We start from the raw sequence: 15,129 nt of genomic DNA, 5'->3' as shown, positions 1-15,129 counted from the left end.
TCACTAACGGTGGGCCAGTTTAGCACAAAGAGCGGAAATCCCCAAATTCCAGCCAATTCTTAGTCAGCTTGCTTACGCAGGAACGCCGGGATATCCAGATAATCTGGCTCTTTCGCCGTTTGCGGCGTTGGGTCATTAACCACTTTCGCGGCCGGTTTTTGCTCCTGAGTCAGAGGAGACATACCGTGCTGCTGGTAACGATCCATTACCGGTTGCTGAGTCTGCTTGTTCGTCACCAGAGTGATTTCAGGACGCTTGTCCATACCGATACCGGTAGCAACAACCGTTACACGCAGCTCGTCGTTCATTTCCGGGTCAAGGGAGGTACCGATTACCACGGTCGCGTTGTCAGAGGCGAACGCACGGATGGTGTTACCCACGGTTTCGAACTCATCCAGACGCAGGTCAAAGCCAGCGGTGATGTTGACCAGCACGCCACGCGCACCCGACAGATCGATATCTTCCAGCAGCGGAGAAGAGATAGCCATTTCAGCCGCTTCTTCCGCACGGTCTTCACCGCTCGCCACGCCGGAGCCCATCATCGCGTAGCCCATTTCGGACATCACGGTGCGAACGTCAGCAAAGTCAACGTTCATCAGGCCAGGACGGGTAATCAGTTCAGCGATACCCTGAACCGCGCCTTTCAGCACGTCGTTTGCTGCGCCAAAGGCATCCAGCAGAGAGATACCGCGACCCAGCACTTTCAGCAGTTTGTCGTTCGGGATGGTGATCAGCGAGTCCACATGCTTGGACAGCTCGGTGATACCCTGCTCCGCGAAGGCCATACGTTTCTTGCCTTCAAAATTGAAAGGCTTGGTCACGACAGCAACGGTCAGGATACCTAAATCTTTAGCCACTTCAGCCACAACAGGTGCTGCGCCGGTACCTGTACCGCCACCCATTCCTGCTGCGATGAAGACCATGTCCGCACCTTCCAATGCAGCACGCAGCGCTTCACGATCTTCTTCAGCCGCATTGCGACCCACTTCCGGGTTAGCCCCTGCGCCCAGACCTTTGGTGATGCCACCACCAATCTGGATAGTCTGGCCAACTGCCGTCTTACGCAGTGCCTGTGCATCGGTGTTAACCGCAAAGAATTCAACACCTTCAATGCGCTCGCGCACCATATGCTCTACGGCGTTACCGCCGCCGCCACCGACGCCGATGACTTTAATCACCGCGTCGTTGGTCAGTTCCATAGGTTCAAACATAATTTCTCTCTCCGTTGTGCCTGTCGCCCGAGACCGTTAATTCTCTCCGGTCTCTTAAAAAAATTAAAACTCTTTTCGCAGCCAGTTGTTCAGTCGTTTGACCCACGACCCCACTGAGACGCGTTTTTCCACTTCTGCTTCACCACTGAGATGGGATTCTTTCCCGTAGTGGAGCAGGCCCACAGCCGTTGAATAGTAAGGCTCCTGGGCATAATCCGTTAAACCGGTAATATTCAGCGGTGCGCCAATACGCACCTGCGTATGGAACACACGCTGCGCACAGGCCGCAAGACCTTCAATTTGCGCTGCACCGCCGGTTAATACAATCCCCGCCGCAAGATGATGTTTTACGCCCTGCTGGCGAAGCTGTTCCTGTAATTGCAAAATCTCTTCGTTGACCAGGTTGAGCAGCTCGGTATAGCGCGGCTCAATCACCTCTGCCAACGTCTGGCGCTGCAGGCTACGCGGCGGACGGCCGCCCACGCTTGGCACTTCAACGCTCTCATCTTTGCCAACGATAGACCCCAGCGCACAACCGTGGCGCACTTTAATCGCTTCTGCATCGCTTGGCGGCGTACCAAACGCGTAGGCAATATCGCTGGTAACCACGTTCCCCGCGTAAGGGATCACTTTGGTGTGGCGCAGGGCACCGCCGGTATACACGGCCATATCCATTGTACCACCACCAATATCGACCACACAGACGCCCAGTTCACGTTCATCTTCGGTCAGCACGGAATAGCTTGCCGCCAGACCGGCGAAAATAAGTTGGTCAACTTTCAGGCCACAACGTTCAACGGCTTTTACGATGTTCTTCGCCATATCGTTATGACATGTGATCAGGTGCACTTTTGCCTGCATACGCACGCCAGACAGACCAACCGGGTTCTTGATCCCTTCCTGGTAGTCGATCGCATATTCCTGCGGGATCACGTGCAGCACGCGATGCTCATCGCGCACGCGCACGGACTTCGCCGTATGCACAACGTTTTCAACGTCTTCCTGCGTCACTTCTTCTTCAGAAATGGGCACCATGCCGATTTCGTTCTGGCAGCTGATATGCTTACCAGAGAGGGCCAGATAGACAGAGGAAATCTGGCAATCTGCCATTAATTCAGCCTGATCGATGGCTCGCTGCACGCATTTCACCACCGACTCAAGATCGTTTACCCCACCTTTATCCATACCACGGGACGGGCAACTGCCCACGCCAATGATATTGACCATACCGTCGGGCAGAACTTCCCCTACTAAAGCGGCAACCTTCGCGGTGCCAATCTCCAGTCCAACTACCAGTTTTCTGTCCGTCGCCTTGATCATTGTTGTTCTGCCTGTACCTGTGCCTGATTCTGTTGCTGATTAGGTTCCTCGACCGGAGCCGGTACCCAACCGACTGCTGCGCCTGAGTCATAGCGCAAATCAACGTAGCTTATCCGTTTGCCGTCAGTCTGTGCCTGCTGCTGTAAAACCGGGTAAAGTTCTACAAAACGCGCCAGACGCTTCATCGTGTCGCCGCGGCCAAGGTTGAGCTTAATGCCATTCGTTAAGGTGAGCTGCCACGAACGGCGCGCCGTCATCGCAGCTTCTTTTAACGTAAACCTGTCCTTCGCCAGCACTTGCCCCATCTCGCGAAAACCCTGTAATACTTCGTTTTCGCTGCCTTCAGGACCATACAACATCGGTAAATTTTGCTTGTTGACACGATCGGCCGGGACGCTGAAGGAATTTCCGTCTACGTCAACCATGTGCTGATCATTCCAACGCGCAATGGGCACATATTCAACCAGATGAATCTTCAATTCATCAGGCCATTGCTTTCTTACACTCGCCTGTTTTATCCAGGGCAGACGTTCAATCTGACTCTGAATAATGTTGACATCCTGCGTCATAAAAGTGCCAGGCGACCCCAGTGCCAGAATCGACTGGCGAATATCATCGTTACGCGTGTAGTGGCGTTCACCGGTGACCACCAGCTTCGACAGCGGCAACCGCTGCGCATCTTCCATCCAGCCCAGTACCATCCAGCCGCTGATAAACACGGTGCACAGCACCCCGAGCAGGAAAATAATCCCTGCAAGACGCGTTCCATTACTCCGGCGTAAAGAAGAATATTCTTCCTCGTCATCGCGGTTGCGCGTGTTCAATGCAGCCTGAGACATATCAGCCCGCCTGGTCCAGAATACGTACGACTAACTGCGAGAAGCTCATCCCCGCCTGACGCGCGGCCATCGGCACAAGGCTGTGGCTGGTCATGCCTGGAGAAGTATTCGCTTCCAGCAAATAAAATTGCCCATCGCTGTCGAGCATCACATCAATGCGTCCCCAGCCACTGCAACCAAGAATATGCCAGGCTTTAAGCACCAGGGACTGTAAATCCGCTTCACGTTCTGCTTCAAGACCTGCTGGGCAGAAATATTGCGTCTCGTCAGAGAGATACTTCGCCTCATAATCATAGAAGACGCCAGCAGGTTGGATGCGAATCGACGGTAAAATTTCTTCACCAAGCATTGCCACGGTAAATTCCGGTCCGCTGAGCCATTTTTCAATCAGAACTTCTTCATCGTGTTGAAATGCCAGCGCTAAAGCAGACGATAAATCGTCAGCTTTATCAACTTTGGACATCCCAACGCTCGACCCTTCACGGCTGGGCTTTACAATAATCGGTAAGCCCAGCTCAGCAATGCGTGCATTAACGCTATCCTGAAGGCCCATTTCAAATTCGCGGCGCGTCAACGCAACCCACGGCGCAACCGGCAAACCCGCCCCCTGCCACAGCAGTTTACTGCGCAGTTTATCCATTGAGAGGGCGGAGGCCATCACGCCGCTGCCGGTGTAGGGCATACCGATGAGATCCAGCAACCCTTGCAGGGTACCGTCTTCTCCCCCACGACCGTGCAGAGCAATAAAGACTTTATCGAAGCCCATTGCTTTCAGCTGCGTTACATCGACCTCTTTCGGATCGACCAGATGTGCATTAACGCCAGCCTCACGCAGGCCCGCCAGTACCGCAGCGCCTGAATTCAGGGAAACCTCGCGCTCGGCGGAGGTGCCGCCAGACAGGACAGCAATCTTATCAGCCATGATGCTCATCCTCCTGAGTTTGCGGCTTCAGTTTGATTTCAGCTAAGGTACGGGCGATTTTGCCGATATTTCCCGCGCCCTGAATCAGAATCAAATCGTTACCTGTCAGTACCGGCGCCAGAATTTCGGCGACCTGAGCAGGATCCGAAACCAAAATAGGGTCTACTTTACCGCGTCCGCGAATGGTTCGACACAGAGAACGGCTGTCCGCGCCTGGGATCGGCGTTTCGCCCGCAGAATAAACATCCAGCATCAGCAATGTGTCCACCTGGGACAGCACGCTGGCGAAATCGTCATACAGATCCCGCGTACGCGTAAAACGGTGTGGCTGGAAGATCATCACCAGGTTCTTCTCTGGCCATCCCGCACGTGCGGCCTTAATGGTCGCGTCCACTTCGGTTGGATGGTGGCCATAGTCGTCTACCAGCATGGCAGTACCCGGTTTACCGTTTACCGCATCCAGCGGGAATTCGCCAAGGAAGTCGAAACGACGCCCGGTTCCCTGGAAGCTTTCCAGCGCGCGCAGGATCGCATCGTCATCAATGCCTTCTTCTGTTGCGACGGCCACCGCCGCGGCTGCGTTCAGGGCGTTATGACGGCCTGGTGCGTTCAGCGTCACGTGCAGCAGCTCTTTGTCCTGACGCGCCAGGGTGAAATGCCCCTGCGCACCAATCTGTTTGTACTCTTCCACGCGAACATCCGCGTCTTCGCTGAAGCCATAGGTAGTGATCTGACGACCAACCCGCGGCAACAACTCGCGAATGACCGGATCGTCCACACACATTACCGCGCGTCCATAGAACGGCAGGTTATGCAGGAAGTTGATAAAGGTCTGCTTTAAGTTCTCGAAGTCGCCCTGGTAGGTATCCATGTGGTCAGCTTCGATGTTAGTGACAATCGCCACCATCGGCTGCAGATGCAGGAACGACGCATCGCTCTCATCCGCTTCCGCAATCAGATAACGGCTGTGGCCCAGACGCGCATGCACACCTGCTGCTTTTACCAGACCGCCGTTGACGAACGTCGGGTCGAGACCCGCTTCGGCATAAATACTGGAAACCATCGCCGTGGTCGTGGTTTTACCGTGCGTCCCGGCAATCGCAATCCCGTGACGGAAACGCATCAGTTCTGCCAGCATTTCCGCGCGGCGGATCACCGGAATACGCGCTTCATGCGCGGCCACGATTTCCGGGTTATCAGAGGAGATGGCGCTGGATACCACCACCACACTCGCATCGCGCACGTTTTCAGGGCGATGGTTGAAATAGATAGTCGCCCCAAGCGACGCCAGTTGCTGCGTAACAGGGTTTGGCGCCAGGTCAGACCCGCTGATCTGATAGCCTTCGTTAGCTAACACTTCGGCAATACCGCCCATGCCAGCACCACCGATGCCAACAAAGTGAATGTGCCGGACGCGACGCATCTCGGGCACGATTGAACGCAGTTTTGCCAGTTGTTGTGTATTCATTCTCTAAACGCCATCGACTACTTAAAAAATTCGTGCCGCGCTTCACGCGCTGCGAGGGTTAAGCCTGGGCTGCCAGGCTCACTTCTTTTGCCACCCGTTCCGTTGCATCAGGAATGGCTGTCGCACGTGCGCGTTGCGCCATCTCCATTAATGCTTCTCTGTTCCAGCCCGCCAGGGTGGTGGCGACCGCATCGGCGGTAAATTGTGGCTGCTCAAAAATTTTCGCGGCACCGGCTTTTTCAAGCGGCAGCGCATTCCAGTACTGCTGACGGTCTTTGTGCTGGAACGGCACAAACAGGGCCGGTAAACCTGCAGCAGCAATTTCACTCACCGTTAATGCGCCAGAGCGGCAGACCACGACATCGGCCCAGGCATACGCTGCTGCCATATCGTCGATAAACTCTGTTACTTTGTGCTGCGGCTGGCCTTCTGCCGCATAAGCCTGCTCAACGGTCTGCTGAGCGCCTTTTCCGCTTTGATGCCAGATCGTCACGGCATCACCCAGCTTTGCGGCAACCTGCGGCATCGTCTGGTTCAGGATACGTGCCCCCTGCGATCCACCGACGACCAACACACGGACCGGTCCTTCACGGCCAGCCATGCGGGCATCCGGTAACGGCAGCGCCAGTACGTCCACGCGCACCGGGTTACCCACGACGTCCGCTTTCGGGAACGCACCAGGAAACGCCTGCATCACTTTGGTGGCGATTTTCGCCAGCCATTTATTGGTCAGGCCGGCGATACCATTCTGCTCATGTAATACGACGGGAATGCCCAACGACCACGCGGCAAGTCCCCCCGGACCTGAAACGTAACCGCCCATGCCCAGCACCACATCAGGCTGAAAGCGCTTCATGATGCTGCGCGCCTGACGCCATGCGTTGAAAATGCGCACCGGCGCCAGAAGTTGGGCCTTAATACCTTTGCCACGAAGGCCAGAAATACGAATAAAGTCGATCTCAATACCGTGCTTCGGTACCAGATCGGCTTCCATGCGGTCTGCGGTTCCCAGCCAGCGTACCTGCCAGCCCTGATCCATTAAATGGTGCGCAACCGCCAGCCCCGGGAACACATGTCCACCGGTACCGCCTGCCATCACCATTAACCGCTTCGGTTGATTCATCGTGAACCTCGTGTAAACGCCTGGGCTTTTTCCAGACGCGTTTCATAATCTATACGTAACAACATCATGATGGCCGTCGACATGATCAACAGACTGGAACCACCATAACTGATCAACGGCAACGTCAGGCCCTTGGTCGGCAGCATACCCGCTGCGGCCCCGACGTTAACCAATGCCTGGAAGCTAAACCAGATACCAATTGAACAGGCTAAGAAACCTGAGAAGCGGTGATCGATCTCCAGCGCTTTCCGCCCAATCGACATGGCGCGGAAAGCGACGAAGAATACCATTAATAGCGCTAATACCACACCGATATAACCCAGTTCTTCCGCAATAATGGAGAAGATGAAGTCAGTATGCGCTTCGGGTAAATACTCCAGTTTCTGAACAGAGTTGCCCAGGCCTTGTCCCCAGACTTCACCGCGGCCAAACGCCATGAGTGACTGCGTCAGCTGATAGCCACTGCCAAACGGGTCTTCCCACGGGTTCCAGAACGAGGTCACACGGCGGATACGGTATGGTTCAGCAAGGATCAGCAGGACAACCGCTGAAATACCCATCCCGATAATGGCGATGAACTGCCACAGTTTCGCCCCCGCCAGGAACAGCATCGCCAGCGTCGTCACAAACAGAACCACCACGGTACCGAGGTCAGGCTGTGCCAGCAGTAAGACCGCCAGCACCAGAATCACGCCCATCGGTTTCAGGAAGCCGCGAAGGTTGTTACGCACTTCATCTACTTTGCGCACCAGGTAGTTCGCCAGGTAGCAGAACAGGGACAGTTTGGTAAATTCTGCAGGCTGAATACGCAGCGGACCAAAGGCGATCCAGCGCGATGCCCCGTTTACGGAACTCCCCACCACCAGCACGATCAGCAGCATGATGATCGAGGCGATCAGCATCGCGGTACTGTGTCGCTGCCAGAACGCCATTGGCAGACGTAAGGTTATCAGCGCAAGACAGAACGCCAGGATGATGTACAGACCATCTCGCTTGGCAAACAGGAAAGGATCGTTCGCCAGTCGCTGCCCGACGGGCATTGATGCTGACGTCACCATAATAAAGCCGACCGCCGCCAGCCCCAGGGTGAGCCAGAAGAGCGTGCGATCGTACATGATCAGGCTGTCGTTATCTTTCTGACGAGAGCCCATCACCCAGCCTTTCAGTGCCGCAAACAACCACACCAGGACACCAAATCCTGGGAAGCGCGGCATTTTCAGGCGAGGGAGAGATAAACGCATCAGCCTAACTCCTTCGCCAGGCGGGTAAAGAGATCACCACGCTGTTCGAAATTCTTGAATTGATCGAGGCTGGCGCATGCCGGAGAGAGCAGCACCATATCGCCCGGCTTCACGCGAGGAGCAATCAGGCGCATTGCCTGTTCCATGGTTTCGGTCTGCTCGGCGATCTCAGGACGCAGTTCTGCCAGTTCCCTGCCATCACGACCAAAGCAGTAGAGACGGATGTTATCGCCAGAAAGATACTGCTTCAGGGAGGTGAAATCGGCGGATTTACCGTCGCCACCCAGCAGCAGATGCAGAGTACCTTCCACCTGCAAACCATTCAGCGCGGCCTCTGTACTGCCTACGTTGGTGGCTTTGGAATCATTGATCCAGCGTACGCCGTTATGCTCCAGCGCCAGCTGGAAACGGTGCGCCAGTCCGGTAAAGGTGGTCAGCGCCTGCAGGCTGGAGGAGCGTGGCAAACCGACGGCATCCGCCAGCGCCAGCGCCGCCAGCGCATTGGTGTAGTTATGCTGACCGGAAAGCTTCATCTCCTTCACGTTCAACACCTTCTCACCTTTCACCCGCAGCCAGGTTTCACCCAGCTGACGGTTCAGATGATAATCACCCATGGTGATACCAAAGCTGATGCAGCGGTCATCGGCACCGCGTACCGGCATGGTCAGGGCATCATCGGCGTTAACGACGCAGACTTTGGCATTTTCATATATACGCAGTTTGGCTGCGCGATACTGCTGTAGACCAAATGGATACCTGTCCATATGATCTTCGGTCACGTTCAGGATTGTGGCCGCGGCCGCATGCAGGCTGGAGGTGGTTTCCAGCTGGAAGCTGGAGAGTTCCAGTACGTACAGCTCGCAGCCTTTGTCCAGCAGCATCAGCGCCGGCAAACCAATGTTGCCGCCAACGCCGACATTTTTGCCCGCCGCTTTCGCCATCTCACCCACCAGGGTAGTGACGGTGCTTTTTCCGTTAGAGCCGGTAATGGCGATAACAGGTGCCTGCGCTTCGCGGCAGAACAGCTCGATATCACCGACAATCTCAACGCCCGCATCCGCCGCGGCGCTCAGTGAAGGGTGCGCCAGCGCCATACCGGGGCTGGCCACAATCAGATCGGCTGCCAGCAGCCAGTCATTATTCAGACCACCAAGGTGGCGTTCAACCTGTTCCGGCAGTTTGTCCAGACCCGGCGGAGAAACACGCGTATCCATCACCCGCGGCGTCACGCCGCGCGCAAGGAAAAAGTCCACGCAGGACAGGCCAGTAAGGCCCAACCCGATGATAACGACTTTTTTGCCCTGGTAATCTGCCATGATTAACGTACCTTCAGCGTTGCCAGGCCAATCAGCACCAGCATCAGCGAAATAATCCAGAAGCGCACGATGACGCGCGGCTCTGGCCAGCCTTTCAGTTCATAGTGATGGTGAATCGGTGCCATACGGAAGATGCGCTGGCCGCGCAGCTTAAAGGAACCGACCTGCAGGATCACCGACAGGGTCTCAACCACGAATACCCCACCCATGATGACCAGCAGGAACTCCTGGCGCAGCAGCACGGCAATAATACCCAGCGCGCCGCCCAGAGCCAGTGAACCGACGTCACCCATAAAGACCTGGGCCGGATAGGTGTTGAACCACAGGAAGCCCAGCCCCGCCCCGACAATGGCCGTACAGACGATCACCAGCTCGCCCGCGTGACGCAGATAAGGAATGTGCAGATAGTTGGCAAAGTTCATGTTGCCGGTCGCCCACGCCACCAGCGCGAAACCTGCGGCCACGAAGACCGTTGGCATAATGGCCAGGCCATCCAGACCATCGGTCAGGTTCACCGCGTTACCGGTGCCCACAATCACGAAGTACGCCAGCAGAATGTAGAACAGCCCCAGTTGCGGCATGACGTCTTTAAAGAACGGCACCACCAGCTCGGTAGCGGGAGTGTCTTTTCCGGCCAGATACAGCGCGAAGGCCACGCCCAGCGCAATTACTGACATCCAGAAATATTTCCAGCGGGCGATCAGACCTTTCGTGTCTTTACGTACCACTTTGCGGTAATCATCAACAAACCCAATGATTCCGTAGCCCACCAGCACAGTCAGCACACACCAGACGTACGGGTTGGATGGATAGGCCCACAGCAGCACGGAAACCACGATCGCGGTCAGGATCATAATCCCGCCCATGGTTGGCGTACCGCGCTTGCTGAAGTGCGATTCCGGACCATCGTTACGCACAACCTGGCCGAAAGAGAGTTTTTGCAGACGGGCAATCATGCGCGGGCCCATCCACAACGAGATGAACAGCGCAGTCAGCAGGCTGACGATGGCGCGAAACGTCAGATAGGAAAAGACGTTAAAGCCTGAGTAATATTTGACCAAATGTTCGGCCAGCCAAACTAACATGTCCCGTTCTCCTGTAATGCGTGCACTACCTCTTCCATGGCGGCACTACGTGAACCTTTCACTAACACAGTCACAATTTGTTTTTCAGCAATCAACGTCTTCAGACGTTCAATCAGTGCGGCTTTATCGGCAAAATGTTCGCCAACACCGCTGGCATGGCTAATCGCCTGGCTCAGTTTTCCTGCGCTCAGTACGCAATCCAGCCCGGCCGCTTTCGCGGCTTCACCCACCTGGATATGACAGGCTTCGCTCTCATCGCCCAACTCGGCCATATCGCCAACCACCATCACGCGATAGCCTGGCATTTCGGACAACACCTGTACGGCTGCCGTCATCGAACCGACGTTCGCGTTGTAGGAGTCATCCAGCAGCAGTTTGTTTTCTGCAAGCTGGACTGGGAACAGACGTCCCGGTACGGCTTTTAAATTCGCAAGGCCAGTTTTGATCGCGTCATGTGTTGCGCCGACGGCCATCGACAGCGCCGCGGCAGCAAGCGCATTAGCGATGTTATGGCGACCCGGCAGCGGCAGCAGAACCTCAATGCCTCCCGTTGGGGTATTGAGCGTGAATTCCGTGCCATGCGAAGTCACATGGATCTGGGTCGCGGTAAAATCACTGTCTGCCGCATTAGGCGAGAAGCGCCACGTCTTACGTGAACCGATGATGCTCTGCCAGTTCAACCAGTCGTTATTATCGGCATTCATAATGGCGATACCGTTATCCGGCAGGCCGGTATAGATCTCACCTTTGGCTTTCGCCACGCCTTCAAGTGAACCGAAACCTTCCAGATGCGCGGCGGCCAGGTTGTTCACCAGCGCAGCCTCCGGACGCGTCAGGCTGACCGTCCAGGCAATTTCACCCTGGTGGTTTGCCCCTAATTCAATCACCGCAAAGTCATGCTCTTTGGTGAGGCGAAGCAATGTCATCGGCACGCCGATGTCATTATTTAGATTGCCTGCGGTGTAAAGCGTGTTACCGCACTGACTGAGGATCGCCGCCGTCATCTCTTTTACTGACGTTTTGCCCGAAGACCCCGTCAGAGCAACAACGCGAGCTGGCACCTGCTGACGAACCCATGCTGCCAGCTCACCGAAGGCAAGGCGCGTATCCTTCACCACAATCTGCGGTAAATCGATATCGAGTTTGCGGTTCACCAGCAGCGCACCCGCACCATTCTCTTTCGCCTGTTCAGCAAAATCGTGGGCGTCAAAACGTTCGCCCTTCAGTGCCACAAACAGGCACCCGGCGGTCACTTTGCGGGTATCTGTCGTCACGGCGTCGATGGTCAGATCCTGACCATGCAACGTACCCTGCAAGAGGGTTGCCGCCTTGCCGAGCGTTAAGCTGATCATGCCACCACTCCCAACAGACGCGCTGCCGTTACACGGTCCGAATAGTCCAGACGACGATTGCCAACAATCTGATAATCTTCATGGCCTTTACCCGCCAGGAGCACGACGTCGTTCTCCTGCGCCTGCATGATGGCGTTGGTCACGGCTTCCGCACGGCCTTCCACCACGCGGGCACGTCCTGCGTCCAGCATACCGGCCAGGATATCGTTGATAATGGCGCGCGGCTCTTCAGTACGCGGGTTGTCATCGGTCACAACCGGAATATCCGCGAACTGTTCGGCGATGGCACCCATCAACGGACGCTTGCCCTTGTCGCGATCGCCCCCACAGCCAAACACACACCAGAGCTTACCGGCGCAGTGCAGACGTGCCGCTTCAAGCGCTTTTTCCAGCGCATCCGGCGTGTGGGCATAATCGACAACAACGGTCGGTTTACCTGGTGCACTGAACACTTCCATACGGCCACAGACGGGCTGCAGACGCTCTGCGATGTTGAGCAGTTCGGCCATCGGATAGCCCAACGCCAGCAGCGTTGCCAGCGCCAGCAGGAGGTTGCTGACGTTAAACGCCCCCATCAGGCGGCTTTCAATTTCGCCTTCACCCCAGGAAGAGGTAAAGCGAATCGTCGCGCCACTGTCGTGATAATTAACCTCAACCGCCTTCAGCCAGCGGCCATGGCAGTTCGGATTGATATGGTCTTCCATCGACACCGCAACCGCATCCGGCAGCTTCGCAAGCCAGCGGCGCCCCACTTCGTCATCAGCGTTGATGATGGCCTGTCCATAGTGATGCGTGGAGAAGAGCAGCCATTTCGCGGCCTCGTAATGCTCCATATCACCATGATAATCAAGATGATCGCGACTCAGGTTCGTGAACACGGAGGCAGCAAATTTCAACGCCGCCACACGATGCTGTACCAGACCATGAGAGGAGACTTCCATCGCGGCAAAGGTCGCACCCTGCCCTGCCAGACCGGCAATCACATGTTGTACGTCAACCGCGGAGCCGGTGGTATTTTCCGTCGGGCTCACTTTACCCAGCAGCCCATTCCCCACGGTGCCCATTACGGCGCCGGTTTCTCCCAGCAGTTGCGCCCATTGCGCCATCAATTGGGTGGTCGTCGTTTTACCGTTAGTGCCCGTCACGCCCACCAGACGCAGCTGGTCTGAAGGCTCGTTATAAAAACGTCCCGCCAGTGCGGAGAGTCGCTCATTCAACTGGCTAAGGTAGATAACCGGCACACCGTGCATTTCACGGATTTCACCGTCGGTTGCCTCATCTTTAGCCTCAGCAATAATGGCAGCTACACCTTGCGCAATCGCCTGCGGGATATATCGACGCCCGTCCGCCTGATGACCAACTACAGCCACAAAAAGATCGCCGGAAGCAGCCACACGGCTGTCCAGTACCATCTCCCGTAGCGCTCGCTCAGGTGCGTTTGGCACCCACGGAGCGAGAAGGTCGCGCAAATTACGATCTGCCACCTGTACCCTCGCCTTGATTAATTACAAATTCACTTTTTTCGCCCGTTGCCAGCGCGTCCGGTTCAACGTTCATGGTGCGTAATACGCCGCCCATGATGGCGCCGAACACAGGCGCTGAAACGGCGCCGCCGTAGTATTTACCCGCCTGTGGATCGTTAATGACGACCACCAGCGCAAAACGCGGATTGCTTGCAGGCGCAACGCCTGCGGTATAGGCAATGTATTTGTTGATGTAGCGGCCGTCTGGCCCCACTTTTTTCGCCGTACCAGTTTTAATGGCGATGCGATAGCCTTTGATCGCCGCCTTCACGCCGCCACCGCCAGGTAGCGCCACGCTTTCCATCATATGCACAACGGTACGAACGATAGATTCCGGGAAGATACGCTCGCCCGGAACCGGTGGATCAACTTTGGTAATCGACAGTGGGCGATAGACGCCATAGCTGCCAATCGTTGCGTAGACTCGCGCTAACTGTAACGGGGTTACCATTAGCCCGTAGCCGAAAGAGAAGGTGGCCCTCTCTATGTCAGACCACCGTTGTTTTTGAGGATATAAGCCACTGCGTTCTCCGACCAACCCCAAATTGGTCGCCTTTCCTAGCCCAAAACGTGAGTAAGTCTCTACTAACGCTGAGGACGGCATCGCTAACGCCAGCTTTGAAACACCGACGTTACTCGACTTCTGTAATACCCCGGTCAGGGTCAATTCGCTGTAGCGCGCCACGTCTTTAATCTCGTGGCCGTTGATTCGGTAAGGGATCGTGTTCAGAACCGTGTTCTCATTGACGATGCCGCGTTGCAGCGCCGTCATCACCACCATCGGCTTCACCGTGGAGCCAGGTTCGAACACGTCGGTAATGGCCCGGTTACGCATTGCATCTTTTGCGGTACCGGTAAAGTTGTTCGGGTTGTAGGACGGGCTGTTGGCCATCGCCAGCACTTCGCCAGTGCTGACATCCACCAGCACGGCGCTGCCCGACTCCGCCTTGTTAAAGGCCACGGCATTGTTCAGCTCGCGATACACCAGCGCCTGCAGGCGTTCATCAATGCTCAACGCCAGGTTATGCGCGGCCTGGCTGTCTGTGGAAGAGATATCTTCAATCACGCGACCATAGCGGTCTTTACGCACGATTCGCTCACCCGGCTGACCGGTAAGCCACTTATCGAAGCTTTTTTCAACCCCTTCAATCCCCTGGCTATCGACGTTGGTAAAACCAATGAGGTGAGCGGTTACTTCGCCGGAAGGATAGTAACGGCGAGACTCTTCTCGCAGATGGATACCCGGGAGCTTCAGTTTTCTGATGTAATCGGCCATGTCAGGGTTAACCTGACGCGCCAGATAGATAAAGCGCCCTTTCGGGTTGGCATTAACGCGGGAGGCAAGCTGATCCAGCGGCATTTTCAGGGCGTCAGACAGCGCTTTCCAGCGGTTGTCGAGCGTGATACCACCGGCATCGTGCAGCTCTTTCGGATCGGCCCAGATCGCCTTCACCGGTACGCTCACCGCCAGCGGACGACCGGAACGATCGGTGATCATCCCGCGAGATGTGGAGACTTCCTGTACGCGCAGAGAGCGCATATCGCCCTGGCGCACCAGCATGTCAGGCGCGATGATTTGTAGCCACGCCACACGTCCCAGCAGGAAGCCCAGCGCGAGTAAAATGCAGCCGCAAAGCAACGCAAAACGCCAACTGATAAAGTTGGCCTGTTCTTCCTGACGTTTTGGTTTTAGCGTTTTTGCCGCTGCTCTCATGCGTCGCGTTTTCCC

General features: G+C 55.9%; 12 protein-coding genes. All 12 read right to left on the bottom strand.

Going from position 1 to position 15,129, the window contains the following annotated elements; translation table 11 throughout:
• Positions 1-59 precede the first annotated feature (59 nt).
• Positions 60-1,211, bottom strand: coding sequence for a cell division protein FtsZ (gene ftsZ / locus AC2FAK_RS01960; RefSeq protein WP_008501978.1), 1,152 nt, complete (start codon positions 1,209-1,211; stop codon positions 60-62).
• Between the two features lie 63 nt (positions 1,212-1,274).
• Positions 1,275-2,531 (bottom strand): cell division protein FtsA, encoded by a 1,257-nt coding sequence (gene ftsA, locus AC2FAK_RS01955; protein ID WP_006173845.1) that lies wholly within the window; start codon positions 2,529-2,531, stop codon positions 1,275-1,277.
• Positions 2,528-3,370, bottom strand: coding sequence for a cell division protein FtsQ (gene ftsQ / locus AC2FAK_RS01950; protein WP_095455353.1), 843 nt, complete (start codon positions 3,368-3,370; stop codon positions 2,528-2,530). Before ftsQ ends, ftsA begins: the two co-directional genes overlap by 4 nt.
• Position 3,371: 1 nt before the next feature.
• Entirely contained in the window at positions 3,372-4,292 is a 921-nt protein-coding gene (locus tag AC2FAK_RS01945) for a D-alanine--D-alanine ligase (RefSeq protein WP_095455354.1), read from the bottom strand.
• Positions 4,285-5,760 (bottom strand): UDP-N-acetylmuramate--L-alanine ligase, encoded by a 1,476-nt coding sequence (gene murC / locus AC2FAK_RS01940; RefSeq protein WP_013095575.1) that lies wholly within the window; start codon positions 5,758-5,760, stop codon positions 4,285-4,287. The genes AC2FAK_RS01945 and murC overlap by 8 nt, the downstream gene beginning before the upstream one ends.
• Before the next feature lie 58 nt (positions 5,761-5,818).
• The gene (gene murG / locus AC2FAK_RS01935; RefSeq protein ID WP_046889331.1) at positions 5,819-6,883 is read right to left on the bottom strand and encodes an undecaprenyldiphospho-muramoylpentapeptide beta-N-acetylglucosaminyltransferase; all 1,065 of its coding nucleotides are present in this window, start codon (positions 6,881-6,883) and stop codon (positions 5,819-5,821) included.
• Positions 6,880-8,124, bottom strand: a complete 1,245-nt coding sequence (gene ftsW / locus AC2FAK_RS01930; RefSeq protein ID WP_013095573.1) for a cell division protein FtsW — start codon at positions 8,122-8,124, stop codon at positions 6,880-6,882. The genes murG and ftsW overlap by 4 nt, the downstream gene beginning before the upstream one ends.
• Positions 8,124-9,440: a UDP-N-acetylmuramoyl-L-alanine--D-glutamate ligase gene (gene murD, locus AC2FAK_RS01925; RefSeq protein WP_095455355.1), complete on the bottom strand. Its 1,317-nt coding sequence runs from the start codon at positions 9,438-9,440 to the stop codon at positions 8,124-8,126. Before murD ends, ftsW begins: the two co-directional genes overlap by 1 nt.
• A gap of 2 nt (positions 9,441-9,442) precedes the next feature.
• Positions 9,443-10,525 (bottom strand): phospho-N-acetylmuramoyl-pentapeptide-transferase, encoded by a 1,083-nt coding sequence (gene mraY, locus AC2FAK_RS01920; RefSeq protein ID WP_008501985.1) that lies wholly within the window; start codon positions 10,523-10,525, stop codon positions 9,443-9,445.
• Positions 10,519-11,877 carry a UDP-N-acetylmuramoyl-tripeptide--D-alanyl-D-alanine ligase gene (gene murF, locus AC2FAK_RS01915; RefSeq protein WP_047352030.1) on the bottom strand — a complete coding sequence of 453 codons (1,359 nt, stop codon included), beginning with the start codon at positions 11,875-11,877 and terminating at the stop codon, positions 10,519-10,521. The genes mraY and murF overlap by 7 nt, the downstream gene beginning before the upstream one ends.
• Positions 11,874-13,361, bottom strand: a complete 1,488-nt coding sequence (gene murE / locus AC2FAK_RS01910; RefSeq protein ID WP_095455356.1) for a UDP-N-acetylmuramoyl-L-alanyl-D-glutamate--2,6-diaminopimelate ligase — start codon at positions 13,359-13,361, stop codon at positions 11,874-11,876. Before murE ends, murF begins: the two co-directional genes overlap by 4 nt.
• On the bottom strand, positions 13,348-15,114 hold the full coding sequence (locus AC2FAK_RS01905; RefSeq protein WP_023620014.1) for a peptidoglycan glycosyltransferase FtsI: 1,767 nt from the start codon (positions 15,112-15,114) through the stop codon (positions 13,348-13,350). The genes murE and AC2FAK_RS01905 overlap by 14 nt, the downstream gene beginning before the upstream one ends.
• Positions 15,115-15,129 lie beyond the last annotated feature (15 nt).

This window comes from Enterobacter cloacae complex sp. 394F7, assembly GCF_057320385.1.
Note: the sequence above shows the minus strand (reverse complement) of the source record. Positions and strands in the feature narration are given on the sequence as shown.

Coding starts and splice junctions, on each gene's coding strand:
- ftsZ (WP_008501978.1), bottom strand. CDS start 1,211: ATGTTTGAACCTATGGAACTGACCAACGACGCGGTGATTAAAGTCATC.
- ftsA (WP_006173845.1), bottom strand. CDS start 2,531: ATGATCAAGGCGACGGACAGAAAACTGGTAGTTGGACTGGAGATTGGC.
- ftsQ (WP_095455353.1), bottom strand. CDS start 3,370: ATGTCTCAGGCTGCATTGAACACGCGCAACCGCGATGACGAGGAAGAA.
- AC2FAK_RS01945 (WP_095455354.1), bottom strand. CDS start 4,292: ATGGCTGATAAGATTGCTGTCCTGTCTGGCGGCACCTCCGCCGAGCGC.
- murC (WP_013095575.1), bottom strand. CDS start 5,760: ATGAATACACAACAACTGGCAAAACTGCGTTCAATCGTGCCCGAGATG.
- murG (WP_046889331.1), bottom strand. CDS start 6,883: ATGAATCAACCGAAGCGGTTAATGGTGATGGCAGGCGGTACCGGTGGA.
- ftsW (WP_013095573.1), bottom strand. CDS start 8,124: ATGCGTTTATCTCTCCCTCGCCTGAAAATGCCGCGCTTCCCAGGATTT.
- murD (WP_095455355.1), bottom strand. CDS start 9,440: ATGGCAGATTACCAGGGCAAAAAAGTCGTTATCATCGGGTTGGGCCTT.
- mraY (WP_008501985.1), bottom strand. CDS start 10,525: ATGTTAGTTTGGCTGGCCGAACATTTGGTCAAATATTACTCAGGCTTT.
- murF (WP_047352030.1), bottom strand. CDS start 11,877: ATGATCAGCTTAACGCTCGGCAAGGCGGCAACCCTCTTGCAGGGTACG.
- AC2FAK_RS01905 (WP_023620014.1), bottom strand. CDS start 15,114: ATGAGAGCAGCGGCAAAAACGCTAAAACCAAAACGTCAGGAAGAACAG.